The following is a 26,063-nucleotide window of genomic DNA, read 5'->3' on the forward strand; positions in this document are numbered from 1 at the left end:
TATGGAACATATTATTGAAACGAAAAATCTAACAAAACAATACGGAACATCTACCGTTGTTAATAATTTCAATCTTCACGTGCCTAAGGGTAAAATCTATGGTCTCCTCGGCAGAAATGGAGCCGGAAAAACTACCACAATGAAAATGATATTACAACTTGTGAAGCCAACGGCAGGAACAATCCGATTGTTTGGAATGGATTTCAGAGAAAACGAACATAGCATTTATCGAAAAGTAGGCTCAATTATTGAAACTCCGGGGTTTTATCATAATTTGACCGCCTATGAAAACCTGCAGATTTTAGGACGCTTAAGAGGACAGGAAAATGAAACAGAGATATATAAAGCGTTAGAAATAGTTGGACTTCAAAAGGAGTATAAAAAACCCTTTGGCAACTATTCTTTGGGAATGAAGCAGCGCCTTGGGATTGCTGCTGCAATTATGCACCAACCGGAGCTTCTTATTCTTGATGAACCAATTAACGGTCTTGACCCAATTGGTATATCAGAAATACGATCATTATTTTCGGCACTAAGTTGCGATAAAGGAACGACTATTTTAATCTCCAGCCACGTTTTAAGTGAAATTGAGCAAATTGCAGATTTCATAGGTGTGATGCACGAAGGGCGCTTGATTGAGGAAGTGAATATGGCTGAACTACACAAACGAAAACGCAGATATATTGAATTTGAGTTATCTGATATAACTGTTGCTTTAAATTTATTAGAAAGTAAATATCAGATTACAGATTGTTCGGTACATGGCAGTACAATCAAAATCTTTGACTGCACTTATAACCTTGGAGAAATTAATCGTACATTTGTGGAAAACGGTTTGCTTGTAACAAAGATTGGTCAAAGCAAAGAAAACTTAGAGGATTATTTTTCGAAACTGATTGGAGGTAGTGGTATTGCTTAATCTGATTACTTGTGAATTATTAAAGCTGAAGCATTCAAAGATGGTGCTTTTAAGTGTTTTAGGTGTCTTGGCTACACCATGCATGATGCTGGCCGGAGCATTGCAGATGCATTTTGAAGATCCTAATAAAATTTTCACCTTGGCTGACATCTACGATAACAGTCTGGTTTATGCGATGCTGCTCATTAACTTTATAGTTTATGTGACAGTAACTGCCTATTTATTCAGTCGTGAGTATAGTGAAAACACGTTGAAAACGCTGTTGCCAATACCTGTTTCACGAACAGCTTTTATTGTAGGAAAATTTCTTGTCCTATTTCTCTGGATTATGCTATTGACGGTTGTTACATGGGCAGGTATTCTTGCTTTGTTCTCAGTCTATCATGTTATATTTGGTATGCACAGTTTCAGTCTTAACGTTGCAGGGCTCTGGCTTTTAAAGTTTCTCCTTGGAAATATACTCATGTTTTTCACCCTATCCCCTTTTGCTTTTATTGCCCAAAAAACAAAAGGTCTGGTGGTGCCGATGATTGCTTCGGCAGTGGTTGTTATGAGTAGCGCAGCACTTTCCAATCAAGATATGGGAGCATTGTTTCCATGGACAGCAACCTATTTTTTAATGGACGGAAGGTTGGAAAGTATTGGATATCCAATTCCTTTATCAATTGCAATCATCTTTGCAATAAGTGTAGTTGGACTGCTTGCAACATTTAGATATTTCAAAGGGGAGGATTTAAAATAATGGAACTAAATTTTATAGAAATTCTCAAGGTCATTTTCCTTGGTATCGTGGAAGGAATCACAGAATGGTTACCAATCAGCAGTACCGGACATATGTTGCTTGTCGACGAATTAATTACTCTAAATATGAGTGAAGCGTTTAAGGAAATGTTCTTTGTAGTGATACAGCTTGGAGCGATTTTAGCGGTTGTAGTAAGGTTTTGGAACGAGATGTTTCCATTCCAGTTCAAAGATAAAACTCAGCCGATTGTAAAAAAGGACACTTTTTCGCTCTGGTTTAAGGTGGTCGTCGCCTGTATTCCAGGGGCTATTGTAACCCTCCTCTTTGATGACTATATTGAAGCACATTTCCATACCCCGGTTGTGATTGCCTCAACCTTAATTTTATATGGTATTGCATTTATTGTAATTGAAGTATGGAATAAAAAACGCGTGCCAAGCATACGCCACTTATCCGATATTACCTATAAAACTGCCTTGATAATTGGATTGTTTCAGGTGCTATCCATTATCCCCGGCACATCACGATCCGGTGCAACCATTGTCGGTGCATTACTAATTGGTGTGTCAAGAGTTGCAGCAGCAGAATTTACTTTTTTCCTTGCTGTACCTGTGATGTTTGGGCTAAGTGCACTGAAAATATTAAAATTTGGGTTTGCTTTTACAGGTATAGAAACCCTAACGCTGGGGCTTGGCATGACGGTAGCATTTTTAGTGTCAGTACTTGTAATCAAATTTTTGATGAGTTATATCAAAAAACATGACTTTAAGGTATTTGGTTGGTATCGAATTTTGATCGGAATAATTGTATTTCTTTATTTTGGGTTTGGTACATTTATTAGATGAACATTAGGGGTTGGGCGATAGCTCCAAACATATATTTCTGTGTATCTTTGTGTATTATAGGAACTCACTATTAAATCCCTATGATTTAAAATCTATTAATTTTAAATCAGCATAAATAGCAAGTATCACCCGCCGAATAAAAAAAACGGCGCTTTGGCGGGTCTTTCTCTATGCCCGGATCTTCTAAAGCAACCCTCCAAACCCGTGAAGTTTGGGGGGGTTTTTCATGTGTTGGTCAATGCATACCGCACCGCTGCGCATCTGCTGCAGCGACATTAGGTTATCTACATAACCCATATTTACATAGGTGATTCGTTAAAAAAAGCCTATATTTCTCAACGGAGAAGTATGCCTATCAATACGAACCAACAGAACAGATAAAACATGAATTAATGTATAAGAGCGTACAAACGGACTTTTTTGTCTGTGGGTATGCTCTTTTTGTTTTCCACCGCATAACGCCTCGGTGCCGGTCACCGCCTCTTGTCCTTCGTTTTCAATCACATTTTGAAAATTTGGAGGACAAGCATATGTCAGAGAACAAAAAATATACAATCGTAGTAAAACGGCAGCGTGTAGAGGTTAGCGAGGCCGTCTACCGTGCCTATCATAAAGAGCGGGAAGCGGAGCGTTATCAGAGTAAGCTTAGCCGCCAGAACGAGTTGTCGCTGGAACGCTTCAGGGAGGACGGTGTCAATGTTGATTACCTTATTGTCCGTGTTCAACCAGACATCGTGGACGAGCTCATTCATCAGGAACAGATGGAGGCACTGTGGCTTGCTCTTCAATCCTTACCGGAGGATGAACGGTTCCTCATTGACGAACTGTTTTTCAATGGCAAAAGCGAGCGGGAGCTTTCCGCAATAATTTCTGCACCGCAAAAGACCATTAACGACAGGAAAAAAAGAATCCTGCTTAAACTACGCAAATTGATAGAAAATTAACCCGCTCAACCCCCTCACTTTTTCCTTTATAGAAGTGAGGGGGATTTTCTATCTCTCTCGTGTTCCTTGAAAAACACCGAGCTATTCGGTCATATCCAGCAGCTTAAATACGTTAGCTGTTCAGCTCCGATGAGGGGAAAGCGGCTTTGGAGGACACGCTAAGACCATCTGCGGATAGGTCAGAGCTATTCGTCAACACGATAGCATCAAAGGTGCCGAGCGAGAAATGCCCGTCCGAGAAGCAATCTGTGGTGGATTGCCCTGCCATGACCTGAACAGCCTACAATGATACTTCTGCATAGCCACAGACATCGCAATGGGTGCAGCCGCCGGAGAACCCGGCGGGGGTGAGAGTCCCATGACGGCCGCAAGCCACGGCTGGTTTAAGCTGACTGCCCAAAGGACGGAATCGTCCTTAACCGCAGGCACTTTGCCTGTGGTGTTCTGCTTCGGGAAGTAGTGTCGAATAGAAGCAGCAGAAAACGAAGAACAAGAGTTTTGTTATATCAGAAACTATGAGGACAGCCGCCCTGCGGGTAAACCCGGTCACAATCGGCGGCTGTCCTTATCCTTGTGATATAACACTGATTTCACAAAAAGGAGGAATGAGAAATGCGTATTTATAAAGGCGATATGTTCTACGCTGATTTAACTCCGGTCGTAGGCTGTGAGCAGGGCGGCATCCGACCGGTACTGATTATCCAAAATGATATTGGAAACCGCTACAGTCCCACCGTTATCGTGGCCGCTATCACCAGCCGCACCGAAAAAAACCACCTGCCCACCCATATCCAACTGTGCAGCCAGCAGTATGGGCTGCGGCAGAATTCCCTTGTGCTTTTGGAGCAGGTGCGAACCATTGACCGTTCCCGCTTGCGTGAGTACATAGGCCATTTGAGCGAACCACAGATGCAGCAGGTCAATGAAGCCTTAGCCGTAAGCTTCGGTCTGGATGCCCTGCTGCCGGAACCGCAAATGAGCCTGAGCTTGTAAAAGGAGGTATTTTTTATGGACAAGAAATCCGCTTGGATTTACTGCCGCATCGATGCGCCGGAGGATGTACATGGCGCTTTGAAAGGACAATACGAAAGATTAGAAACCTATGCCGCACAGATGGGCTTTACCGTTGTCGGCTCTTCGCAGGATTTAGGCAGTGGTCTAAACTTTGACCGCTCCGGCCTGCAGGCTGTTCTGGAATCAGCAAAAGCCGGGAGCTTTCAGATTCTGTTGGTGGATTCGGTGAGCCGAATCGGGCGGGATATGAAAAAGACAATAGCATTTATTCAAACAATTAGCGGCTGCGGTATCAGCATTTACTCCCCGATGGAGGGAGAAATCAAGCTGTCTGATTTTATGAGGCCGCCGTTTCAATTGCGATAGGAGGAAATGCTATGACGAAAACAGAACCAGTAAACGAAGTCCGTTATTTAATGGCGCACAACTTCCTCACCTATCTTCTGGAGCAGGGCAAAATTACTCAGGAAGAATTTCAGATTGCAGACCAATTCGTGGTCGAAAAGTACAAGCCGAGGCTCCGGATTATTTAGTGGATTATGTGATAGCTTTCCCTGCATCTCTGTGGTAGTGTATGTGCTAATACCCAAGGGGTATTGAACTTACACGAAAGGAGCTGTCACACATGAAAATACGAAAACCAAAGGAGGTGCCGCCATGCCACAGGTACAGGTTATCGAACCGGTAAATTCCATTTACCGATATTCACCGCCCAAGCTGCGTGTCTGCGCCTACGCCAGAGTCAGCAGTGACTCCGCCGATCAGCTAAATTCCTTTTCCGTGCAGATGGAGCATTACACTTCCCTGATTGCCGAAAATGACGAATGGGAGCTGGTGGACATCTATGCCGATGAGGGCATTACCGGAACCCGGTCGGACAAGCGGGAGGAATTCCAGCGGATGCTTTCCGACTGCAGAAAGGGCAAAATCGACCGCATCCTTGTGAAATCCGTTTCCCGGTTTGCGAGGAACATTCATGACTGCCTCTCCACCGTCCGAGAGCTGAAAGCCCTCGGTGTAGAGGTGGAATTTGAGGAAGATGGTATCAAGACAGCGGATATGCACGATGAGATGATGATTGGAGCCTTCAGCTCCATCGCCCAAGAGGAATCCACCTCCATCTCTAACAATATGCGCTGGAGCTACGCTCGTAGGATGCAAAACGGAAATTTCACTTGTTGCTGCCCACCCTACGGATACGATCTTATAAACAACATACTGATTCCAAATCCCAAGGAAGCACCGATGGTGCGAAGAATATTCGGAAGCTACCTATCCGGCAAGAGCATGGAGCAGATAGCCAGTGAGCTGAACGCAGATGGCATCCCCTGCAAAAATGGAGAGGTAAAATGGCTGTATACCGCTGTCAGCTATATTCTCAAAAGCGAGCGTTACATCGGTGATGCCCTGCTGCAGAAATCCTACACCACCGACACCATGCCCTTTCAAACCAAGCGCAACAAGGGCGAGCGTGACCGCTATTACATCACCGGTTCCCATGAACCGATTATCAGCCGGTCGGAGTTTGAGCAGGCACAGCGGCTGATGAAAGCCCGTAACTCCCTTTATCCAAACAAGGGGCGTGGCAGGCAATACACTTTCTCACAGAAAATTCGATGTGGCAAATGCGGTACGAATTTCTCCCGCAGGGTGACCAATGGAAAAACCTATTGGGTATGCCACAGGCACTTCCGCAGCAAGGAGCTTTGCGAAATCCGTCAAATCCGGGAAGATGCCATCATGCAGGCGTTCATCCGAATGTACAACAAGTTAAAACAGAACAGCCGCTATATTCTCTCCTCCGCTTTAAACGAGCTGATGGATCTCAAATCCAAAATCACCATGAGCGATGTAAAAGTCGGAAGCATCAATAAGGAAATAGCGGAACTCACCAAGCAGAGTCTGGTACTGAATCGTCTCAGGACGAAAGGTTACATGGACTCTGCTGTTTTTATGCAGAAAAACAATGAAATCAACCAGCAGCTCGATTTGCTCAAGCGAAACCGCCGCAGACTGCTGGAAAGCGATGCGGACGATGAGATGATTTCCGACTGCAAGCTATTGATTGAGCTGATGGAACAGGGATCGCCGTACCTGACTGCTTTTGATGAAGCCCTATTTCACAGCATTGTCAATCAGATCGTTGTCACCGAGCAGGATAAACTCAAATTCTGCCTGATCGGTGGTCTTGCCTTTACCGAGCAGCTGCCCAAGGAGGTGTTCGGACGATGAATAAAAACCGATACCTTCCTTTCGGCTATCACATTCAAAACGGTACGCTGTGCATTCATGAAGCGGAAGCCACTGTGGTACGGCAAGTTTTTGAGGATTACCAAGCCGGGAAATCCTATCGCCGGATTGCCGAAAGCCTCACAGCCAAAGGCATCCCCTATATGGAGAATCGCACCGACTGGAATAAGCACAGGGTCAAGCGTATGCTGGAGAATTCACGTTACTGCGGCAGTGATGATTTCCCGCAGATTATCCCTGCCGACACGTTCGGGGCTGTAGCCGCCCTAATCGGGCAGAAAAGCCAAGGGGAGCCTTTATCCAAGGAACTGGACAGCATCCGCAGTAAGGCGATTTGTGGGGTTTGTGGAGCCAAGTACACAAGGGATGGCAGAAGCAAGAAGTATGAAGCGTGGTGCTGCTCCGCTGAGGGGCGCATCACACCCAAGCGCATCACTGACCAAGCCCTGCTGGAGAGCGTAACCGCAATCTTGAATATCATCATCAGTGAGCCGAGCCTGCTGGAGCTTCCTTTACCGCATAGGGAGAACTATTCCCTCGATGTTGCCCGGACAGAAAACCAAATCAACCGGGAGCTTGAAAAAAGCGAAGTGGACAGCGATTACATCAAGCTGCTGATATTTGGCTGTGCCACCGCAAAATATGAGGTCTGCCCTGACAGGGAGCCGGAATACTTAACCCGCCGGTTGCTGGAGATATTTGAGGGGCATCCGCCGCTGGCGGCTTTCTCAATCCGATTATTTGAGGATACCGTCAAGCAGGTGGTCATTGATGCGGACGGCAGCCTGCGGCTGCAGATGAACAATGGAAAGCTGATTGGAAAGGAGTAACCGCCATGCAAACACAAACCATAACGCCGGTACAAAAAAAGGTCGATGTGATCCCCGCCAATATTCTTTTAACCAAGCCAAACGCCAGAAAAAGAAAGCTCCGTGTGGCGGCCTACTGCCGGGTCAGCACCGAACAGGAAGAACAGCAATCCAGCTACGCTGCGCAGATTGCTTATTATACCGATAAAATCAGTAAAAATAAGGATTGGGAGATGGCTGGTATTTTTGCCGATGAGGGCATTACCGGAACCAGCGCCAAAAAGCGTACCGAATTTCTCAAGCTCATGGCACTGTGTGAAAAAGGCAAAATTGATATGGTGCTGACCAAATCCGTCTCCCGATTTTCCAGAAACACGCTGGATGCCATCGGATATATCCGAAAGCTCAAGGCAAAGGGCATTCCCATCATCTTTGAAAAAGAGGGCATCAACACGATGGAAATGGCCAGCGAAATGGCGCTGTGCTTCCTCAGCGGCTTTGCACAGGCAGAGAGTGAATCCATCAGCCGCAACGTGACATGGGGCAAACGCCAGAGCTTTAAAAGCGGAAAGGTGCCATTTCAATATTCCCGCATTTTAGGTTACGAAAAAGGCGAGGACGGTCAGCCAAAGATTGTGCCGGAGGAAGCGGAAATCGTCAAACGGATTTTCCGAAGCTATTACTCAGGTGCAAGCATCGGAAAGATAAAGAAATCTCTGGAGGCTGATAAAATCCTCACGCCCACCAGCAAGGAGGAATGGTCGCCGGGAGTGATCCAGTATATGCTTCGAAACGAGCGCTACATCGGGGATGCCCTACTGCAGAAAACCTATGTGGTGGACTGCCTAACCAAGGAAACCCGTAAAAACAATGGTGAAATCCCGCAGTATTATGTAACCGGAAATCATGAGCCGATTATTTCAAGGGATTTATTCAACCTTGTGCAGGAGGAAATCGCACGGAGAGCCGGTAAGCGAAAGGTGGCCAGAAAAGCTGTGAAAACCGAGAAAGGAAAATACAGCAGCAAATACGCCCTGACCGAGCTTCTCTGCTGCGTTGAATGCGGCACTCAGTACCGCAGGGTTACTTGGGCGAGAAATGGTAAGAAAAAGGTGGTCTGGCGTTGCATCAACCGCTTGGAATACGGCACGAAATACTGCAAGGAATCGCCTACCATAGAGGAAAGTCGCCTACACCAAGCCATTATCACCGCCCTGAACCGGCTGGATGAGGATAAAGCCGATGTTATCGAAACCCTCAAGGCAGGCCTGCAGCTGGCCATTGGTTCACAGGATGATGACAGCTTCAATGAAGCGGCTGTCCAAAACCGCATCGCCGAGCTGCAAAGCGTGATGATGGATTTAGTGGGACTCAGCTCCAAATCCAGTGCCGGTGCGGATTATTTCGATGCCAAGTTTGAAGAAATCGCTGCGGAGATAAAAGGGTTGCAGGGGCAGCTTGGAGAACACCAAGAACAAACCATGCTCGCTCAAAATACACAGGCACGAATCCACGAGCTGCTTTACATGATGGAAACCACCGATCTCAGCCTGAAAGAATATCGTGATGATGTAGTCAAAGGAATTATCACCAAGGTGGAGGTTTTATCCTCAGACCGCATCCGGATTATTTTTGATAACAATATGGAAATGGAACAGGAAATGCCGAGTGAATAGAAATAGCAGGATAAGCCGCCACAAAGCTGGCGGCATTTCTCTTTTGGACAGAATTTCTGCTATATTTCAATCCGTTTCACCATAATACTGTGAATATTTCCATAATTTATACGGATTTAATTGCTTTGTTCGCTGTGACGATATATAATATATACAATATTTAATTGGCAAAGGATAGTTTTAATGGACTATATGACAGCGAAAGAAGCAGCGGAAAAATGGGCAATCACTCCACGCCGGGTACAGGTGCTTTGCGCACAGAGAAAAATACCGGGCGCTATTCGGTTTGGGGTTACTTGGGCGATACCCAACGATGCGGTGAAGCCCAAAGATGGTCGATATAATAAAAACAAGACAGAATAGAACAGCTTGATGTTACTAATAAATTGAGCGGTTAGAATATTTTTGTGGAGGGAGTGACATCATGGGTAGCCATCAAGCATCAGAACAAATGATAGGTTATCTTTATCAGGCTAGGTATGCATTGTACCTTTTATTGAATAATGATGATGAGCAATCAGAAATTAGCATTGAAAAATTTGACGATGTAAGCTTTGGAAACGATGATACTCCTGAAATCATGATTCAACTCAAGCATCATGTAAAGGCTTATGGTGATTTAAATAACGCAAGTACAGATATATGGAGAACACTAAAAGTCTGGATAGATGCTATTAAAAAGCAACCAGATTTACTGTCTAAAACAAAATTCATGATAATAACTACTGCTTCAGCACCAGGGGACACAGCAGCATATTATTTAAAAACTGAATCTGAAAAAAGAAATTCTATTTTGGCTTATAATATATTAAAGAAAGTTGCGGAAGAATCTCAGAACAAAAGCCACCAAAGTTATTATAAAGCATTTACCAGCATTCCAGAAACGCAAATTCAGCAATTATTAGATTGTATTTATATACTTGATAAGAGTAGCAATATAGTCGATGTTGAATCTGATATAAAAAAAGCTATTAGATATTGTAGCCTTCCTCAATATATTGATAAAATATGTGAACGTTTGGAAGGCTGGTGGTATAAGAAAACAATAGAAGCTTTATGCTCAGAAACACCGATATTCATATCTCAGAGTCAAGTGCGTTCACACATTGTATCGGTTGGATTGGAATATGCACCCGATAATTTACCTATTGATGTGGACGAATATGAAAACCTCAAATTAGAAGAGTTGTCTCCAAATGATCAAATATTTTATGAACAATTAAAGCTAATTTGTTTAGGAAGTAATAGATTGAGAATGGCAATCAGAGATTATTATCGTGCTTTCCAACAGCGAGCAAACTGGGTCAGGGAGGAATTATTATACACAAATGAGCTGGACAAATATGAAAAAAGGCTCATTGATGAATGGGAACATTCATTTTATGCAATGCAAGATGACTTGTTAGATTATGGGAATCAAGTTACGGAAGACATTAAAGTATCAAATGCCAAAAAACTGTATAGAGAAATTGAGGAAAAAGATATACGTGTTAGAGATCGTTGCAGTGATGCATTTGTAATGAGAGGCAGTTATCATATCTTAGCGAATCAGCTTAGGGTAGGATGGCATATTGATTTTTATGAGCGTTTAGAGCAATTATTAAAGAACTGAGGTGATTTATTTGAGGAATTGGAATCTTAGAGCAAAGGAAGTAGCTTATTTACTTAATCCGGCGTTTTGTGGTAGGCTATTGCACAGTTGCATTAAAACATATAATGAGGTGACAAAAAGAGCTTTTCCATTTCCTCTTGTTTATCTGGTTCTTCCATTGATACTTCATAAAAAAACTAGAGAGTGCATATCAAGTCGTACACAATTGATCATATGGCAACAACGATATCCTGAATTATTAATAGGTTTTGCTGAGAGAACAAAAGATATGGTACAGATAACCAATGAGGCTATGGAGCTTTTGCTTCAAAGTGGTGTTGTACTGTTAACAAACGCTGCAGAGCTTGAAATATCTCAAACGATTCGACCGCTCAGTAAGACAAAATATGTTAATGACGAAATCAAAGATTGTCTTAATAAAAGCGAACATGTAGCTAAATGGTTTGCTGCAGCAGGAAAAGTTGAAACAGTATATGTTAGTTTGGGGGTAAGACCATGATGCAAATACGAGAATTAGTCCTATATGGATTAAATGGACAAGTAAGGCATTTGCCATTTCAATTAGGAAAGGTCAATATAATATCAGGAAAATCAAAATCCGGAAAATCCGCTGTGGGCGACATAATTGATTATTGCCTTGGCGGAAGTTCTTGTGATATTGCCGATGGCGTAATTAGAGAAAATGTGTCGTGGTATGGATTGCTATTGCAGTTTGATAGCGAAAGAGTATTTGTAGCTCGCCAAAATCCGCCCCCCGGTCAACAGTCTACCGGCTTCTGTTATATTGAGATTGGAGAAAAAATAGAAGTTCCCGAAAAATGTGATTTTGTTTCCAATACTAATGTTGCTGGATTGGAGGAGGCTTTAACTAAGAGATTAGACATTTCTGAGAACCTAAATATACCGCCAGACGGACAAAGCCGCGATCCCCTTGCTGCTAATATTAGACATGCATTATACTACTGCTTTCAAAATCAGGATGAGATAGCAGCAAAAACTTTTTTATTTCATAAGCAATCGGAAGATTTCATAACTCAGGCCATAAAAGACACTTTGCCATATTTTTTGGGTATAGTGAATGAGGAATCGCTAGCTTTAGAAAATGAAAGAAGTATTCTAAAAAGAAAATTAGCAATTGAAAAACGCAGACTGGAAGAAATTAGAATGCTTCAAGGAGGAGGTTTACAAAGGGCCATTTCATTAATATCCGAAGCAAAGTATGTAGGCCTTTTATACGATAATATTGAAGCAGATTATGACAGTTACGAATCTGTGTATAAAGTTTTAAAAAGCGTGAATGAATGGACTCCTGTAAATGCTGAAACTGTTGGTATGGATCGTTTAAGCTTTTTACAATCAGAGCTTAAAAAATCTGAGGATGAATTGGAACAACTTAATCAGGATATTAGTAATGCAAAAACATTTGCAGGAGAAACGAGCGGCTACGCGAATGAAGTTGAGCATCAGAAAATTAGGCTGAGTTCAATTGGCTTATTTGAAAAGCTTGATTTTAGACCGGATCATTGCCCCTTATGTGCCAACAAACTAGAAATGCCTTTGCCCAATATTGACATGATAAGAACCGCTATTAAAAACCTAGATGACAATATACAAAACGTTACTCGAGAAAAACCCAAATTAAGAAAATATATTGACTCACTTGAATCAGAGAGGGAAAAAATACGACAAGACATTATCCAAGTAAAGTCTGAAATTGATGGCATTTATACTCAAAATCAGGATGCTATCGCATTAAAAGATTTAAATTCTAGACGTGCAAAAGTAGTTGGTAGAATTAGTCTATGGTTGGAAAGCGTAGAGCAACATGACGACTCTACAGGTAAAGAAAAAGCCATTAAAAAGATTGAGGACAGAATATGTGATATTGATGAAATATTAGATAAAGACTCACTAGAAGATCGTAAGCAATCTGTATTATCACGAATATCTGTAGATATGAGTGAATGGGCTAAAGAACTGAACTTGGAACATTCTGAAAACCCATATCGTCTAGATATGAACAAAGTTACAGTTATTGTGGATAAAGCTGATCGCCCTGTTCCTTTAAAACAGCTCGGCAGTGGGTCAAATTGGGTCGGGATACATTTAATAACCTACTTTGCGTTACATAAATATTTTATTACTCTGAACAGGCCGGTGCCTAATTTTATATTTTTGGATCAACCTTCACAGGTCTATTTTCCATCAGAATTGGATGAAAAAAATACAGATTGGAATATGGTTAGCACCTTGTATAACTTTATCACCAATAGGACATCAGAACTAAAGGGAAAGCTTCAAGTTATTATAGTAGATCATGCTAATTTAAAAGATGAGAATTTTCGTAATTCTGTTATTGAAGATTGGTGGAATGAAAATAACTTAGTACCGGAAGATTGGTATAAAAAATAAAACACACTTGGAAATGGGATATACAATGTCAACATTATCTAACTGTTTTTTGTTTTCATGATATAATTATTTAAAAGTAGAGCCGAGGTGAAATAATGAAATGGTTACATCTATCTGATTTGCATTTTAATCCTGATGATGATGGTACAGATAGTAATTATTTAAGAGATAAACTAAAGGATTTTTTATATCAAAACCAAGTTGTTGTAGACTATTTGATCCTTTCAGGTGACTTTAGGGATGCAAGTTGCCAAGATGATACTGACGAAAACGCCCAAAAAGTTGCACAGTTTATTTTGGGAATCACAAAATTAGTTGGAATAACTAATACATGTAATATTTTGTGCGTACCGGGAAATCATGATTTGAATCGAGACTATAATAATAGACAAGAACTACTTATTACTGAAAAAAGCAAATATCAAACCGAAAAAGGTAGATTCGTTAATTTGCCTGAATTAGTTGATGCTTTTTCATTTTACAAGAAAGTACTGAACTTTATCTACGGTACTGATTTTGTCAATACAATGTTTGATAATTGTTATAAGATCAGTCCTCATAAAGCTGTGGTGACAAAGGATTGTAATATTTTACTGATTAACACAGAACTTTTAGCGGGACAAAGTGTTGAAGATGCCAGTGGAAACAAATGCATAAATGATGCCGGAACGCTAATGGCAGGCAGTAGTTATGTTCTGAATGAGCTTTTAACCGTCAAGCCTACTGAAAAAATAACAATTGCTGTTGGTCATCGAGGGCTTGACTTGCTGGAACCTACTGAAAAAAGAAAGCTTGTAAATATTTTTAATGACTATGGAGTCTGCTTATATTTATGTGGACATAGTCATACGTTATGGGTAGATGACACCTTGGGTGTCCCGCAAGTCACTGTAGGATGTATAAAACAAGAAAATGGAGTAAGAGCAGGTTTTTCGTTGGGGGAGTTTTGTGTAGAGAGTAATAATATTAATATCTCTGCGTATTCTTGGGAAAACAATAGTTGGAACAAATATCAACATTTCTACAAAGGCAATTCAGATCTGCATATAGATTTAAATGGAGTTGCAGAAGCTTACGGTGGTGGTTTTGACAATAAAATTAAAATTGTTTTGGATGGCAGAGTAAGAGAGTTCTATTGCAGAGTTCCAACAGAGGGTATGAAATTTTGGATTGAACATTCTCCTATGATATCGGTGGGTTCAGGAAGCTTAACTTGCGTATTGAAAAACAATCAATACACACATCTTATTAACTACAATCATACATTTATATTGTCAAATGCTGTATGGAAAGTCATAGGAATAGACTCAACTATTTCCGGTGTCACAAAACTCACCTGTAATAGAGAATTAAAAGGTCCATCCGATGATTTTAAAACAGGAATTGCAAACAAGGACTCAATTTCAAACTACCGGATAGAATTACTGTCACCAATCGAAAATATAGGAGTAGATCAAAAAATAGAATTACTACCGCTACTAATTAAAGATTACAAACATATTAAGGATGCAAAGCTTCTCTTGTCTGTATCCAATCAAAATATAATAGCTTCAGATAAGATGTCTATAATAGGAAAAAGCATTGGAAAGACAGATATTTTGATTTGGTGGGAAGATGACGATGAGATATTTTTGCGATTCTCTGTAAATGTATGCGATGAAAAACAAGAAAACGTAGGCTATAGACTATATAGAGAGGATTTAGCATTTAACAGTAAATCATACTTTGATTATTCTGTCAGAATAAAAAACAAAGTTCGCATTGGAGTTGAAAAATATATAAACGGTGAACAGGTTTCCGTAGACAAGCCCCTTGAATTTTGCCTTATAAGTAAAGAAGATAATTGTTCCATGCCAATACAACAACTGGAAAATTCCGTAATTGAGGTCGATACATCAGCAATGAGTTACGGAAAACTATATTCTTTGACTATTAAGGGTGAAACACAAATGCAAGCAGAGATTTGTGGAAAAGGTCTTTTTTAACCCCTGAATCTTTCAAAGAAGATTCTGCATCTATTTTGTACTAATTACACAAAGTTATCAGGATAAAATGGATGCAGAATTGTATCTGTTTTATCTTGATTGTTTATGTTATACTTAAAAGGTATAATCCAACTTAGTATTATTTATATTTTGTTTAGGAGATTACCAAATGAGATTTATAATGAAGAAACATATTGGGTCAAGAATTTTACTCGGAATTGCAAGCGTATTATTAATGTGTTATTTGGGAGGCCTATTTTATATTTACAATATTCAAGAGTACAACCCATATGCTTCTATGGGTGCTGAGTTTGATGCTGTTATTCACAGCGTATTGTTTTTGCCTCCAACTGTAATATGCTTGATATTATCTATCGTATTACATATAAAAACAAAAAAGTAAGTCGCACGGTCTATTATGAGCATAATGTGAAGTTAATAAAACATTTCTTGTAATAACAGAGCAAATTGTTAGTGCATCTATTTTGTACTAATGACACAGAGTCTTTATTTCACTGGAGCTCAGTGGGGTAAGGGCTTTTTTTGTTGCATATATTTCTTTATTATATTTCTTGAGAATCACTTAAAAATCATGCAGTTTTGCCGATAATATACAATAGAAGTATATTTTACCATCTGGACGAAAAACAGGGGGCAGCCATGAAAATTAAAACTGAAAAAAACAAAATATTAAGAATATGCAGTGTTCTTCTGACAATACTTGTCTTCGCGCTTTCCGGCAAAGCAATTACAGTGCGGGCAGAAGGAATTTATATACAGGAGGACGCAGAGGATGAAAAGTTTGACCGTGAAGCAGTCAAAGAGGCGGAGGAAATCCAAGAACTTTTAAAATCAGGCAGTACATCTCAGGGAGCAGAAGCGATGGGAAAAGAGGCTGTCGTGGAGCAGAAATATGCGGCTCCTGCCGAATATATGAAGGAACGGCTTCAGGGGATGGCCGATGGGACAGTAAATGCAAACAATGTTCTGCTGGAGAATAAAATAAATGCGCTGAGAGCAGAGACCACAGACAATACACTCAATGTTGAGAACGGTGATATTGTTCTGGAGCAAAGTGGTGACTACAATGTGATTGGTCAGACAAAAGCTCACAATATAACAATAGAATCTGGGGTTGAGTGTAAAATAATTCTTTCAGATTTGGGAATTGATTTGTCGCATCTTGATGATAAAGCCTCAAAAAGTCCTATTTACATTAAAAAGGGTGCCACCGTTGAACTTGTTTTGTCAGGCGAGGCAGATAAAACGGGAGTTCTCCTGTTGGGAAGTCCATTTGTGTCGGGAATTACATTAGAGGATGGAGCCACGCTTCGTATCCGGGGAAAAGGCAGTATCCTGGTATACGGCGGCGGAGGTGCATATGCAGTTGGAAATGGAAATGTAGGGGGCGGCTCCCTCTGGGTTGGTGAGGAAGCAGATTTTCAGGCATACAGTAATAGGACAGAGGGTGCGATTAATGTAAAAGTATCTTCAACTGCAGATACAAAGAAGATTCTACAGGGAACTCTTGCTGCGGCACCGGCTGATTCTACTATAATCAAGGCTGAAAACAGGGACGACAGAGCAGAACAGTATGTTATAAAGCTTCCGGCAGGATATCTGTCCTTTGCAGCGTCTACGACAACTGCAGGCGGTGATTATGTATCATATATAGCAGCTACTGAAGCCGCAGATGTTGAAGACTCTATATTGCTGGCAAATGCTTTAAATAGAGACCTGCATAGCTATAACCTTACCGGGGCAGGCAATACGCTGGCCTCGCTGACAGCCCTGAAAAGCCAGAAAATCACATATACCGTAACCTTTGACGCAAACGGGGGGAGGTTTCCAGATGGACAGTCAAAAAGGTTATTAAAGAATGTAGGGTATGGAACCACAATTAGTCCTTTGGCGGAGCAACCTAAGAGAAATAACCATGATCTTTTGGGCTGGCACAGAACAAAGGATTCCTTTGAGGAGAATGATCAATGGGAATTCGAGGGGGAAAGTGATAGCAATACCGTAGTAAGGGATGGTATGCTGCTGTATGCGTCGTGGAGACCCATCATCTGTACAGTCAAGTATTATAACGATGGGCAGTCTTTGGGAAATGAAATTAAGAAAAAATTTGGCGATACAGTAAGCGATGTAAAGGAAGATGAAAAGCCCCCTTCTCTTGTACGGAAAGGCTTTACACTTGTAGGCTGGCTTGCAGAGGATGGCTCGGATTGGATATTCGGTGACGATGGAACAAAGATTACGAAAGAAACTACTGTGCTGAAGGCAAACTGGCTTGCAGACTGCCAAGTAACGTTTAATGCAAATGCAGGAACAGATACCGTGACGGGCATGCCTTCTGACAATCCAATGACGGTGCCGGCGACTAGACCTATAGCAATAACGGCGAAGCCCCAGCGCTTGGAGTATACATTTATAGGATGGTACAGGGATGCAAAGTGTACAAAACCTTGGGATATGAACTCCGACAAGGTTACAGGCAACATCACGTTGTATGCAGGCTGGGGAGCTAATAATACGACGGTGAGCTATCATGTGTCAGCCGATGGGACAGAAAGCGTAAGCCCTCTGATTAATACTGTTGCATTTGGAGAGAAAATCCCGGAGCCGGCAGCAAAAAGGGATGCCCGTACTACTTTGCCTACAGAATATGCAGTGGAAGGCTGGTATACAGATGCAAAATTAACGAATAAATGGGATTTTTCAGAAGGGCTGAAAGACTCCAACGGAAGCTTTGATTTATATGTGAAGTGGCGTCAGGTCACGTGCTGGGCAACCTTTCGGCCTAACAGCGCTGATGCAGTGCCTCAGGAGGAACAGTCTCTTTGGGTGGACAATGGTGGAACGTTACGGGACACTTATGGGGATGATTTAGACAATATGCTTGCGGGGATGTTTACAAGAACCGGCTATGAGGTAGAAAGTTGGGTTACCGATAGAGGAAAAGTATGGGATATGTCTGAAGATTCTTTGACGGAAGATATTATATTGAAGGCGCTATGGCAACCGGAGGTCTATAAAATTAACTTTGATACTTCCCAGGAGGGCTGTCCCGCCTTATCTTCCAGTGAAAGTTCAAAGGAGGTTGCATATGGGAAAACATTAAGCCAGCCTAATTACCCTGCAGACGGGCAGAACTGGCTGGGGCATACGTTCCAGGGCTGGTATACTGAAGAGGACGGTAAAGGGGAAAAATGGAGTTTTGCCGGTGCCGGAGCTGCAGATACAGTAAAGGGAAATATGACCCTCTATGCATACTGGACACAGGACGAATATACAATCAATTTCCAAACTTATGCAGAGGATGAGAATCCCATCGGACCATATACAGGAGTTCATTACGGTGACCTGCTTGCAAAACCTGACGATCCGGTTAGGGAAAGATATCAGTTTCTTGGTTGGTATAAGGATGAAGAACGGACAGAACTCTGGGATTTTGCTGCAGATCAGGTGACCGGAGATATGACACTCTATGCCGGATGGCAGGGGGAACCTGTGGATGTTGTTCTCAATGTAAAGTATGAACCGGAAAATGAAGATTCCGGAAAGATAGTCCAGGTAGATTTGGAGGAAGTGAGATTTGGAGACTTTTTAACGAGGGAGCAGGTAGAGGATCAGGAAACTGAAGCCACAAAGAAGAGACCCGGATATACTTTGAATGGCTGGTATACAGATGAGTTGTATCAGGACGAGGGGCTGTGGGATTTTGCACTGAACCGGGTAGAGCCTCCAAAAAACGAACCTCTCAATCTCTATGCGTACTGGACCTGGGATGAATATACGGCTCAGTTTATCACTTATGACGGGGACAGCAGCGTTCCACCTCAAACTGGTCTGCGGTACGGCAATTTACTGGCTAAGCCTTCACCGGATCCTGTGAGGGAACATTATACTTTTGGAGCATGGCATACGGTGCAGAATCCGGAAGACGATACAACTGTCTGGAATTTTACCAAGTCCAAAGTGACAGGAGATATGAGTCTGTACGCGGCATGGACACCAGATATCTATACATTGTCCTTTGAGACAAACGGTGGTTCGGTCCTTGAACCGGTAAAGGTGACTTATGGCACATATGTTTCTAGTGAAAGTTTAAAGACTACTAAAGAAGGATATGTGCTTGCCGGATGGTACCGGGATCCTGAGCTGACACAGCCTTTTGCACCCGCTTCTGAATATGTTGACCGGGCAATGACCATTTATGCGAAGTGGGAGCTGAAAAAATATACAGTGCGCTATCACTACAGAGATTCCCTGGACAGTGCTGAGGAAGAGGTGGAAACCTATAAGGAGGCTTATAAAGTTGGGGATTATCTTGCCAAACCTAACAAGACAGTACCTCATAAAACCCTGAGTCCATGGTACCAGGATGATACATATCAGGATAAATGGGTATTTAAGCGGGATCAGGTCCGAGGGGATACAGATCTTTATGCATACTGGTCGGATACACAGTATACGGTACATTTTGAAACCTATGACGGCACAGAGATGAAAGATCTGGAAATGATCTGGGGAGAACAGCCCGAGCAGCCCGAGGATCCTGCAAGAACAGGCTATACATTTACAGGCTGGTATAAAGATGCCAAGTGGGAGGAGCCCTGGGATTTTAGTGAGGACTTTGTAAATGGAAACACAACGATTTATTCCGGCTGGGAGGCAAATATGTATACGGTCAGCTTCGATACTGCCGGGGGCTCTGAGGCTGCCGAGTCCCAGACGCTGGCTTATGGCTCGCTGATTACGGAGCCGGCCGCACCGACAAGGGACGGATACACCTTCGAAGGCTGGGCAGGCCCAGACGGAAACCCATGGAATTTCAGTAAGGATACACTAAAGGAGGATACAGTATTAACGGCACAGTGGTCTGAAAACATATCCGGGGACGGCAATAATGAAAACACATCCGGCGGCACATCGGGGACAGGCACCCCAGGCTCGGGAACCCAAAGTTCAGGCACCCCAGGCTCAGGCGCCACAGGTTCGGGGACGGATACATCTGCCCAGGCACTTAAAAGTGCTGCCGGCGATTTAAAAGAAATTCTCACCGGAGATAAAGCTCCTCTGACATATTCTATCGCAGGAATTATTTTAGCTGCAGCTGGTATTCTCGGGGCATTGTATAAAAAGATAAGATAAGAACCAGGAGGAAACACTATGAAATATGAACTGACAAAGGACTTGGAAACAGGGAATGCACTGATTGACTCTGAGCACAGAGAGTTGTTCAGAATGGTTAATAATCTGCAAGATGCATGTGCAAAGGGACAGGGACGAAGCCAGGTGGAGACAGCGGCCAAATTTCTTGTGGATTATGTAAAAAAGCATTTCAGGGATGAACAGAATCTTCAGACAAGTGTGAACTACCCAGGATATCCGGCACACAAGAAGTTTCATGAGGATTACATTAGGCAGATAGAAGGAGGAGCAGATAAAATACTGGCCAGTAATGCAGACATTGCGTCTCTGGCAGAGTTAAATAAGCTGATCGGCATATTGGTGGCCCATATCCGGATAGAAGACAGAAAACTGGCATCTTATGTCAGCAGATACAATAAATAAAAAAGTAATAGCAGCAATGAAAAAAGGCATCTGTTTAAAAATAGGTGCCTTTTTGGTGCAGTGTACTTTCTGCTTCCAGGTACTTTCCGGGCTTATGTTTCGGGGGGCAGCTGCTTTTGCAGATACGTCATTAATACACTGGCTATATTCTGGCAGGGAGCTTGTATACATACGGCACCTATCTGGTGAGCTGCCATCGGCATTCCGTATACAACACTTGATTCCTTATCCTGTCCGATGGTATAGGCTCCGCTCTGGCGCATATGGAGGAGCCCCTGTGCCCCATCCCGTCCCATCCCGGTCAATATGATGCCCACCCCGTTTTGTCCGGCTGTCTCAGCCACAGAGTGGAATAGTACATCCACAGAGGGGCGGTGTCCGTTTACCTTTTCACCCGGGTAACAGCGGACCCGGTAATGACTGCCGTCACGCAGTACCTTCATCTGCAGGTCTCCGCCGGGAGCTATCAGGGCAAGCCCGGGATGTATAATATCCCCGTCTTTTGCTTCCCGGACATCTATTTTGCTAAGCTTGTCCAGCCGGTCGGCGTACATTTTTGTAAAGCCTTCCGGCATATGCTGGGTCACTAGAATACCGGGAATATCACCGGGGAGCTCGCTGAGGATTTGTACAGTTGCCTCTGTACCGCCTGTGGAGGCACCGACAGCAATCAGCATGGAGGACAGAACTTTCATAGTGAACCTCTGATGACTGCTTCGCAGTCCAACAGCAGGACTACGGTGCCGTCTTCAAGAGAAAGCATCAGGTTTGTCAGCTCCTGGCGGTTCTCGATAGGAATAGGAGATGCAAGTGCCGTATTAATATTCTGAACTTGTAAAACTGAATCTACTGCAATGCCGATGTGGAGGGAGTCAATTTCCAGAATGATGATGCAGGTAGATGCGGTGTATTCCATAAAAGGCTTGCCCAACTTAAGGCGCATGTCCATAACCGGGATAATCTGCCCTCTGAGATTAATAATGCCCCTTATATAATCCGGCACCATGGGGAGAGGACGAATCATATAGTTTGTAATAATTTCAATTACATTATCTGTGCTGACTCCAAACACCAGATTATCTGATGTGAAAGTAAGAAAACGGGAAGTAGTCTGCTGTTCTTCTTCTAAATTGCCTGTTGATGTTGTGTCTGACATAATAAAACCTCCAATCTATTTGACTAAAATATTTCCTGCGCAGCAGTATATATACTTCCAATGTCCAGGATAATGCTGATATTGCCGTCACCGAGAACGGTACAGCCGCTGATGCCGGAGTGTTTAATATTAAAGTTGTTAAGGTATGGTGGAAACGGTTTGACAACTACCTGCTGTTCTCCGATCAGCTGATCTACAAAAATGCAGTATGATTTATCACTTGCCTCTACCCACATCATAATTCCGTCATCGATATCTGTGAAGCCTTCCTCCATATGAAACAAATCGCGGATGCGGACAATGGGGAAAAATTCATCCATACATTTTATAATTTCATGTCCTGAAGCATCCAAAATAATATCCTCATTTGTTGCCTTGAAGGATTGTCTTATGTTGGCGATAGGAATTGTGAATATATTTCCTCCAATTGAAATTTCCATACCATCTACAATAGCAAGTGTCAGAGGGAGTTTTAAGGTTGTCTTGCTCCCTTTTCCTTCTTCGCTGGTAATGCTGACAACACCGCCGATTGCTTCTACGTTTTTGCGGACAACATCCAGGCCAACCCCTCTGCCTGAAAATTCGGTGACCTCAGAATTGGTGGAAAAACCGGGCAGCATAAGAAGAGACAAAATTTCCTTTTTGGAATACTCCTCCACAGGTTTAGTCAGCAGGCCATTTCGGCTTGCTTTTGCAAGAATTGCATCGGTATCCATACCTTTCCCATCATCCTCCACAGAAATAATAACTTCGCTTCCTGTATGCTTTGCGGAAAGGATAATCTCCGCCTGAGCTTCTTTTCCTGCCTCCAGACGTTCCTCCACAGTATCCTCAATGCCGTGATCCATAGAGTTGCGGACAATGTGCATGATAGGATCTGAGATGCTGTCTACGATGGTTTTGTCAACTTCTGTGTCTTCCCCGATTATAGTCAGCCGTACATCCTTGTTAAGGGTCTTTTTCATGTCCCGGACAATACGGTTCATTTTCTGAAATACACTGGAAACCGGGACAATCCGCAGAGACATTGCAATGTCCTGAAGGTCATCCGTCAACTTGCGGAGCTGGCGGGCCGATTTTAAGAAGTTATCCAGCTTTACATTTTGAAGGTCCGGGGAAGCAATCACCATGGATTCTGTAATAACAATTTCACCCACAACTGCCATCAGCTTATCCAGCTTGCTTAAGTTTACACTGATCAGACTCTGCTTTGTGTGAGAGGCCGGGGCAGAACCGCCGGCCAAAAGAGTAGAACCTGCCGGGGGAGTATGGTTTGTCTTGCCGGGCACGGCAGTTTCCGGGATACCCGCCTCCTCTTGCATATTACTCTGGTTGGAAATCAATTCATATGTGTGAATATTGCTGGTGCTTTTCAAAACCCTTATTGCACTTTGCGCATCTTTTTCTGAGGAGAATCCAAGAAGAAATCCGTTTTCCGCAATGGTCCCTACCGTACTGGAATTTGTCTCCACGTCCTCCGGAAAAAATTGAAACGTCAAATCCTTATCCTCCAGTGCTGTCACGAGCATAAAAGAGCGGAGATTCTCCATGCCGCAGTCCGGCTCAAAGAAAACCCGAAGCAGGTAAGGGGCATCCATTTTAAAGGAGCTTACGTCAGGGGAGGCGGCTTTGGAAAGGGCAGCAGGAGAGCTGTCAGCATCTTTTTTCTGGATTCGTTTTAGAAAGCTGTTAATTTCATTTGTAAAATCTGTAATGTCTGCGTCCAAGGGCTGATTATTTTCTACCCGTGTGATATCCTCCCCCAGTCTGTCCATGGATTTAAACATCAGATCGAAAAGCTCACTTTTTTGCTCCTCATCCAAAGTGTCCATACCGTTTTCACGTATGTAAAAGAAGAGGTCTTCAATATGATGGGCCACTTCCGTTAAAGACTGGTATTCCAGCATTGCAGAGGAACCCTTAATTGTATGCATACTTCTGAAAATCTCGTTCACATCATCTTCAGTAAAGCTGCCTGCTTTTTCGGCATTAATAAGCCTTTCATCCAACTGTTCCAAAAGGGAATTTGTCTCAAATAGGAAAGTTTCGAGCAGGCTGTCTGTTGTATTGTCCATAATTGCACCGCCTTATTTTATATTTGGTAAAAATATTGCAAAAGCAAGGGTATATGTGGTAATGTACTCTTAACATGTTTTGACAGTCAAAGAAAATGTCTCATTATACACATAAACCCACTATAAGTTATATATCGGCAAGGTAAACAAAAAAATAATCAGGGCAGGTGAAAAAATGTCAAATGTTTTAAAAGTTACAACTCCCATGACTGGGTATGAAAATTCAAATCAGTTAAAAACAAATCCTTTAAAAACGCCGGACCCGGCTATACAAGGACAGGTGAATCCTGAAAAAGTGGTAAAACCGGATGCCAGGAGTGATTCCGGGGCGGGGCAGGATATGGGACTAAAGTTCCAGTATGAATCCAACTATGGGACTTTCATTCAGCAGATGAAAGAGGGCCCTAATCTGACTGAAGAATTTTCCCGGATATTTATGAAGGGTACAGGAACCCTGGCAGAATCAGGACTGGAGGAGGGCTTTGCACAAAAGCTGACAGAATTTTTAAGGATGATTGAAGTTTCTCCCCAGGATGTGCCGGGACTGATTAAGAATCAGAGCAATGCAGCCGTCCGCTTCAGCGGAACTTTTTTTTCGCTTCTCAGGCAGGTGATGAATTCCGATTCCCCCCTGGAGCTTAAAGCTTCTATTCTCGACTTTATGAAACGGTACACAGATATGGCAGAGACACCACACCTCATGGAGAATATCCGTCAAACACTGAACAACATAAAAGGACAGATGTACAGAGACTCGAGAGAACAGCTGGAGCAGCTGGAGGGACAGCTCCAATACGGCATGGGCAGCGGAGAAGTAAAGGAAAATATAGAAATAATCCGTGGGAAAATTCTGCCTTTTCTGAATCTCTACATAGCAAGGAGTCATGAAAGGGGAAGTATGAGAGATATGGCAGCCCTTCTGGCATCCTTTACTGCGCGCTGTGAAAACGGAATACCCGGCCGGGTTCTGGATTCTTTTGAACAGTTGATGAGGTATCCGGATATGCAGAGGTATTTTCAGGGCTTTGAGGCTTCTGCTCTGCTGCAGATTCTGGCGAATACTGAGTTTGAAAAGGCATCAAAAGAGAATCAGTGGATGAACCGGTTTGCGGAGCTTATCAAATCCGGCATGGCGGGGGAGGCGGGGAGCAGTCAAAAGGCAGCTTTTGAAAATATGATGCAGTCTATTTTGCTTAACGAAAGTGTATACATGCCGGTGCTCCACATGATGCTCCCGATGCAGGTGGGAGAGCGTCTGATGTTTGCGGAGATGTGGATAGATCCGGATGCGGAGGGACAGAGTGAGGAGAAGAAACCGGGAACAGGAAAAAGAACGGTGCAGGGACTTATAAAATTTGACATCCGCGAGCTGGGTTTCTTTGATATGTATTTTGTCTATCAGGGCGGCAATATCAGAATGCAGCTGAACTGTCCGGAGAAGCTGGAAGACAGAAGCCGCACTATTAAGGAAGATATTGCAAAAATCATGTCAGAAAACGGGATAAGGACGGAAGAACTGTTTGTGGAAACGGGACAGGAATCTATCACTGTATCCGATGCATTTCCCAAAATATTTGAAAGGAAGAATTCGGTCAATGTCAGAATTTAAAGAACTACTCAATCAGAAAGCAGTTGCGCTGACTTATAATGAACACCGGCAGGCAGCTCCGGTTATCGTTGCATCGGGAATGGGGTATATGGCAGAGAAAATAATCGAAGCAGCAGAGGAAAATGGAGTTCCTGTCTATGAAGACAATTCACTGGCTACTATGCTCACCCAGCTGGAGTTGGGCACAGAAGTGCCGGAAGAACTATATCAGGCAATTGTGGATATTTATATGTATTTTCTGGACTATGTCCCTGAGAAAAAAGACCAACCGAAAGGATAAAATAAACGAAAAAAGGACTGTTTTACCAGAGTTGTTTGGGTACAGTCTTTTTTTGTTAATGTAAAATCTCAGCAGGTTACTCGCCGTTCGATTGCTTTTCTTTGCAAAATATAACCCAATGCTATAATTTATGCTTGATTATCAAAACAATATGT

Annotated in this window: 22 protein-coding genes and 1 pseudogene; 20 read left to right on the forward strand and 3 right to left on the reverse strand. The window is 42.8% G+C overall.

Going from position 1 to position 26,063, the window contains the following annotated elements; all coding sequences use genetic code 11:
- The first annotated feature begins 1 nt into the window (after position 1).
- The 18 genes from EDD59_RS00740 (at position 2) to EDD59_RS00820 (ending at position 20,788) form a co-directional block, all read left to right on the forward strand.
- Positions 2-919, forward strand: a complete 918-nt coding sequence (locus EDD59_RS00740; RefSeq protein WP_128751623.1) for an ABC transporter ATP-binding protein — start codon at positions 2-4, stop codon at positions 917-919.
- Positions 912-1,661 carry an ABC transporter permease gene (locus EDD59_RS00745; RefSeq protein ID WP_128751624.1) on the forward strand — a complete coding sequence of 250 codons (750 nt, stop codon included), beginning with the start codon at positions 912-914 and terminating at the stop codon, positions 1,659-1,661. Before EDD59_RS00740 ends, EDD59_RS00745 begins: the two co-directional genes overlap by 8 nt.
- Complete coding sequence (locus EDD59_RS00750; RefSeq protein ID WP_128751625.1) at positions 1,661-2,506, forward strand: undecaprenyl-diphosphate phosphatase; 846 nt, start codon at positions 1,661-1,663, stop codon at positions 2,504-2,506. The genes EDD59_RS00745 and EDD59_RS00750 overlap by 1 nt, the downstream gene beginning before the upstream one ends.
- 530 nt (positions 2,507-3,036) lie before the next feature.
- The gene (locus EDD59_RS00755) at positions 3,037-3,450 is read left to right on the forward strand and encodes a sigma-70 RNA polymerase sigma factor region 4 domain-containing protein (protein WP_132377913.1); all 414 of its coding nucleotides are present in this window, start codon (positions 3,037-3,039) and stop codon (positions 3,448-3,450) included.
- 612 nt (positions 3,451-4,062) lie between these two features.
- The gene (locus EDD59_RS00760; protein WP_132377915.1) at positions 4,063-4,443 is read left to right on the forward strand and encodes a type II toxin-antitoxin system PemK/MazF family toxin; all 381 of its coding nucleotides are present in this window, start codon (positions 4,063-4,065) and stop codon (positions 4,441-4,443) included.
- 15 nt (positions 4,444-4,458) lie between these two features.
- The gene (locus EDD59_RS00765; protein ID WP_128751629.1) at positions 4,459-4,830 is read left to right on the forward strand and encodes a recombinase family protein; all 372 of its coding nucleotides are present in this window, start codon (positions 4,459-4,461) and stop codon (positions 4,828-4,830) included.
- Between the two features lie 11 nt (positions 4,831-4,841).
- Complete coding sequence (locus tag EDD59_RS17660; RefSeq protein ID WP_165000800.1) at positions 4,842-4,997, forward strand: SHOCT domain-containing protein; 156 nt, start codon at positions 4,842-4,844, stop codon at positions 4,995-4,997.
- A gap of 124 nt (positions 4,998-5,121) precedes the next feature.
- On the forward strand, positions 5,122-6,696 hold the full coding sequence (locus EDD59_RS00770; protein WP_128751630.1) for a recombinase family protein: 1,575 nt from the start codon (positions 5,122-5,124) through the stop codon (positions 6,694-6,696).
- The gene (locus EDD59_RS00775; RefSeq protein ID WP_128751631.1) at positions 6,693-7,544 is read left to right on the forward strand and encodes a recombinase family protein; all 852 of its coding nucleotides are present in this window, start codon (positions 6,693-6,695) and stop codon (positions 7,542-7,544) included. Before EDD59_RS00770 ends, EDD59_RS00775 begins: the two co-directional genes overlap by 4 nt.
- Before the next feature lie 5 nt (positions 7,545-7,549).
- Positions 7,550-9,199, forward strand: a complete 1,650-nt coding sequence (locus tag EDD59_RS00780) for a recombinase family protein (protein ID WP_128751632.1) — start codon at positions 7,550-7,552, stop codon at positions 9,197-9,199.
- A 183-nt stretch (positions 9,200-9,382) separates the two neighbouring features.
- Positions 9,383-9,562, forward strand: coding sequence for a helix-turn-helix domain-containing protein (locus EDD59_RS00785; RefSeq protein WP_128751633.1), 180 nt, complete (start codon positions 9,383-9,385; stop codon positions 9,560-9,562).
- A gap of 61 nt (positions 9,563-9,623) precedes the next feature.
- A complete protein-coding gene (locus EDD59_RS00790) occupies positions 9,624-10,811 on the forward strand; it encodes an ABC-three component system protein (protein WP_128751634.1) in 1,188 nt (395 codons plus the stop codon).
- A gap of 10 nt (positions 10,812-10,821) precedes the next feature.
- Positions 10,822-11,310: a three component ABC system middle component gene (locus EDD59_RS00795; RefSeq protein ID WP_129723831.1), complete on the forward strand. Its 489-nt coding sequence runs from the start codon at positions 10,822-10,824 to the stop codon at positions 11,308-11,310.
- A complete protein-coding gene (locus EDD59_RS00800; RefSeq protein ID WP_129723832.1) occupies positions 11,307-13,223 on the forward strand; it encodes a DUF3732 domain-containing protein in 1,917 nt (638 codons plus the stop codon). Before EDD59_RS00795 ends, EDD59_RS00800 begins: the two co-directional genes overlap by 4 nt.
- Before the next feature lie 95 nt (positions 13,224-13,318).
- Positions 13,319-15,208 (forward strand): metallophosphoesterase family protein, encoded by a 1,890-nt coding sequence (locus EDD59_RS00805; protein WP_128751638.1) that lies wholly within the window; start codon positions 13,319-13,321, stop codon positions 15,206-15,208.
- 169 nt (positions 15,209-15,377) lie between these two features.
- Positions 15,378-15,611, forward strand: a complete 234-nt coding sequence (locus tag EDD59_RS00810) for a hypothetical protein (protein ID WP_132377919.1) — start codon at positions 15,378-15,380, stop codon at positions 15,609-15,611.
- 257 nt (positions 15,612-15,868) lie between these two features.
- On the forward strand, positions 15,869-20,365 hold the full coding sequence (locus tag EDD59_RS00815) for an InlB B-repeat-containing protein (protein ID WP_132377921.1): 4,497 nt from the start codon (positions 15,869-15,871) through the stop codon (positions 20,363-20,365).
- 18 nt (positions 20,366-20,383) lie between these two features.
- On the forward strand, positions 20,384-20,788 hold the full coding sequence (locus EDD59_RS00820) for a bacteriohemerythrin (RefSeq protein ID WP_132377923.1): 405 nt from the start codon (positions 20,384-20,386) through the stop codon (positions 20,786-20,788).
- Positions 20,789-20,880: 92 nt separating this feature from the next.
- Here EDD59_RS00820 and EDD59_RS00825 read toward each other — a convergent pair.
- The 3 genes and pseudogenes from EDD59_RS00825 to EDD59_RS00835 form a co-directional block, all read right to left on the reverse strand.
- Positions 20,881-21,465, reverse strand: a pseudogene (locus EDD59_RS00825) (CheB methylesterase domain-containing protein); the annotation flags it as partial.
- Positions 21,466-21,479: 14 nt separating this feature from the next.
- Complete coding sequence (locus EDD59_RS00830) at positions 21,480-21,944, reverse strand: chemotaxis protein CheW (protein ID WP_132377927.1); 465 nt, start codon at positions 21,942-21,944, stop codon at positions 21,480-21,482.
- Positions 21,945-21,967: 23 nt separating this feature from the next.
- Entirely contained in the window at positions 21,968-24,019 is a 2,052-nt protein-coding gene (locus EDD59_RS00835) for a chemotaxis protein CheA (RefSeq protein ID WP_132377929.1), read from the reverse strand.
- Between the two features lie 175 nt (positions 24,020-24,194).
- Between EDD59_RS00835 and EDD59_RS00840 the strand changes: the two genes are divergently transcribed.
- Both EDD59_RS00840 and EDD59_RS00845 read left to right on the forward strand, forming a co-directional pair.
- Positions 24,195-25,628, forward strand: coding sequence for a hypothetical protein (locus tag EDD59_RS00840; RefSeq protein WP_132377931.1), 1,434 nt, complete (start codon positions 24,195-24,197; stop codon positions 25,626-25,628).
- Positions 25,615-25,908: an EscU/YscU/HrcU family type III secretion system export apparatus switch protein gene (locus tag EDD59_RS00845; RefSeq protein WP_132377933.1), complete on the forward strand. Its 294-nt coding sequence runs from the start codon at positions 25,615-25,617 to the stop codon at positions 25,906-25,908. The genes EDD59_RS00840 and EDD59_RS00845 overlap by 14 nt, the downstream gene beginning before the upstream one ends.
- Positions 25,909-26,063 lie beyond the last annotated feature (155 nt).

Source organism: Muricomes intestini, assembly GCF_004346165.1.
Classification (GTDB): Bacteria; Bacillota; Clostridia; order Lachnospirales; family Lachnospiraceae; genus Muricomes; species Muricomes intestini.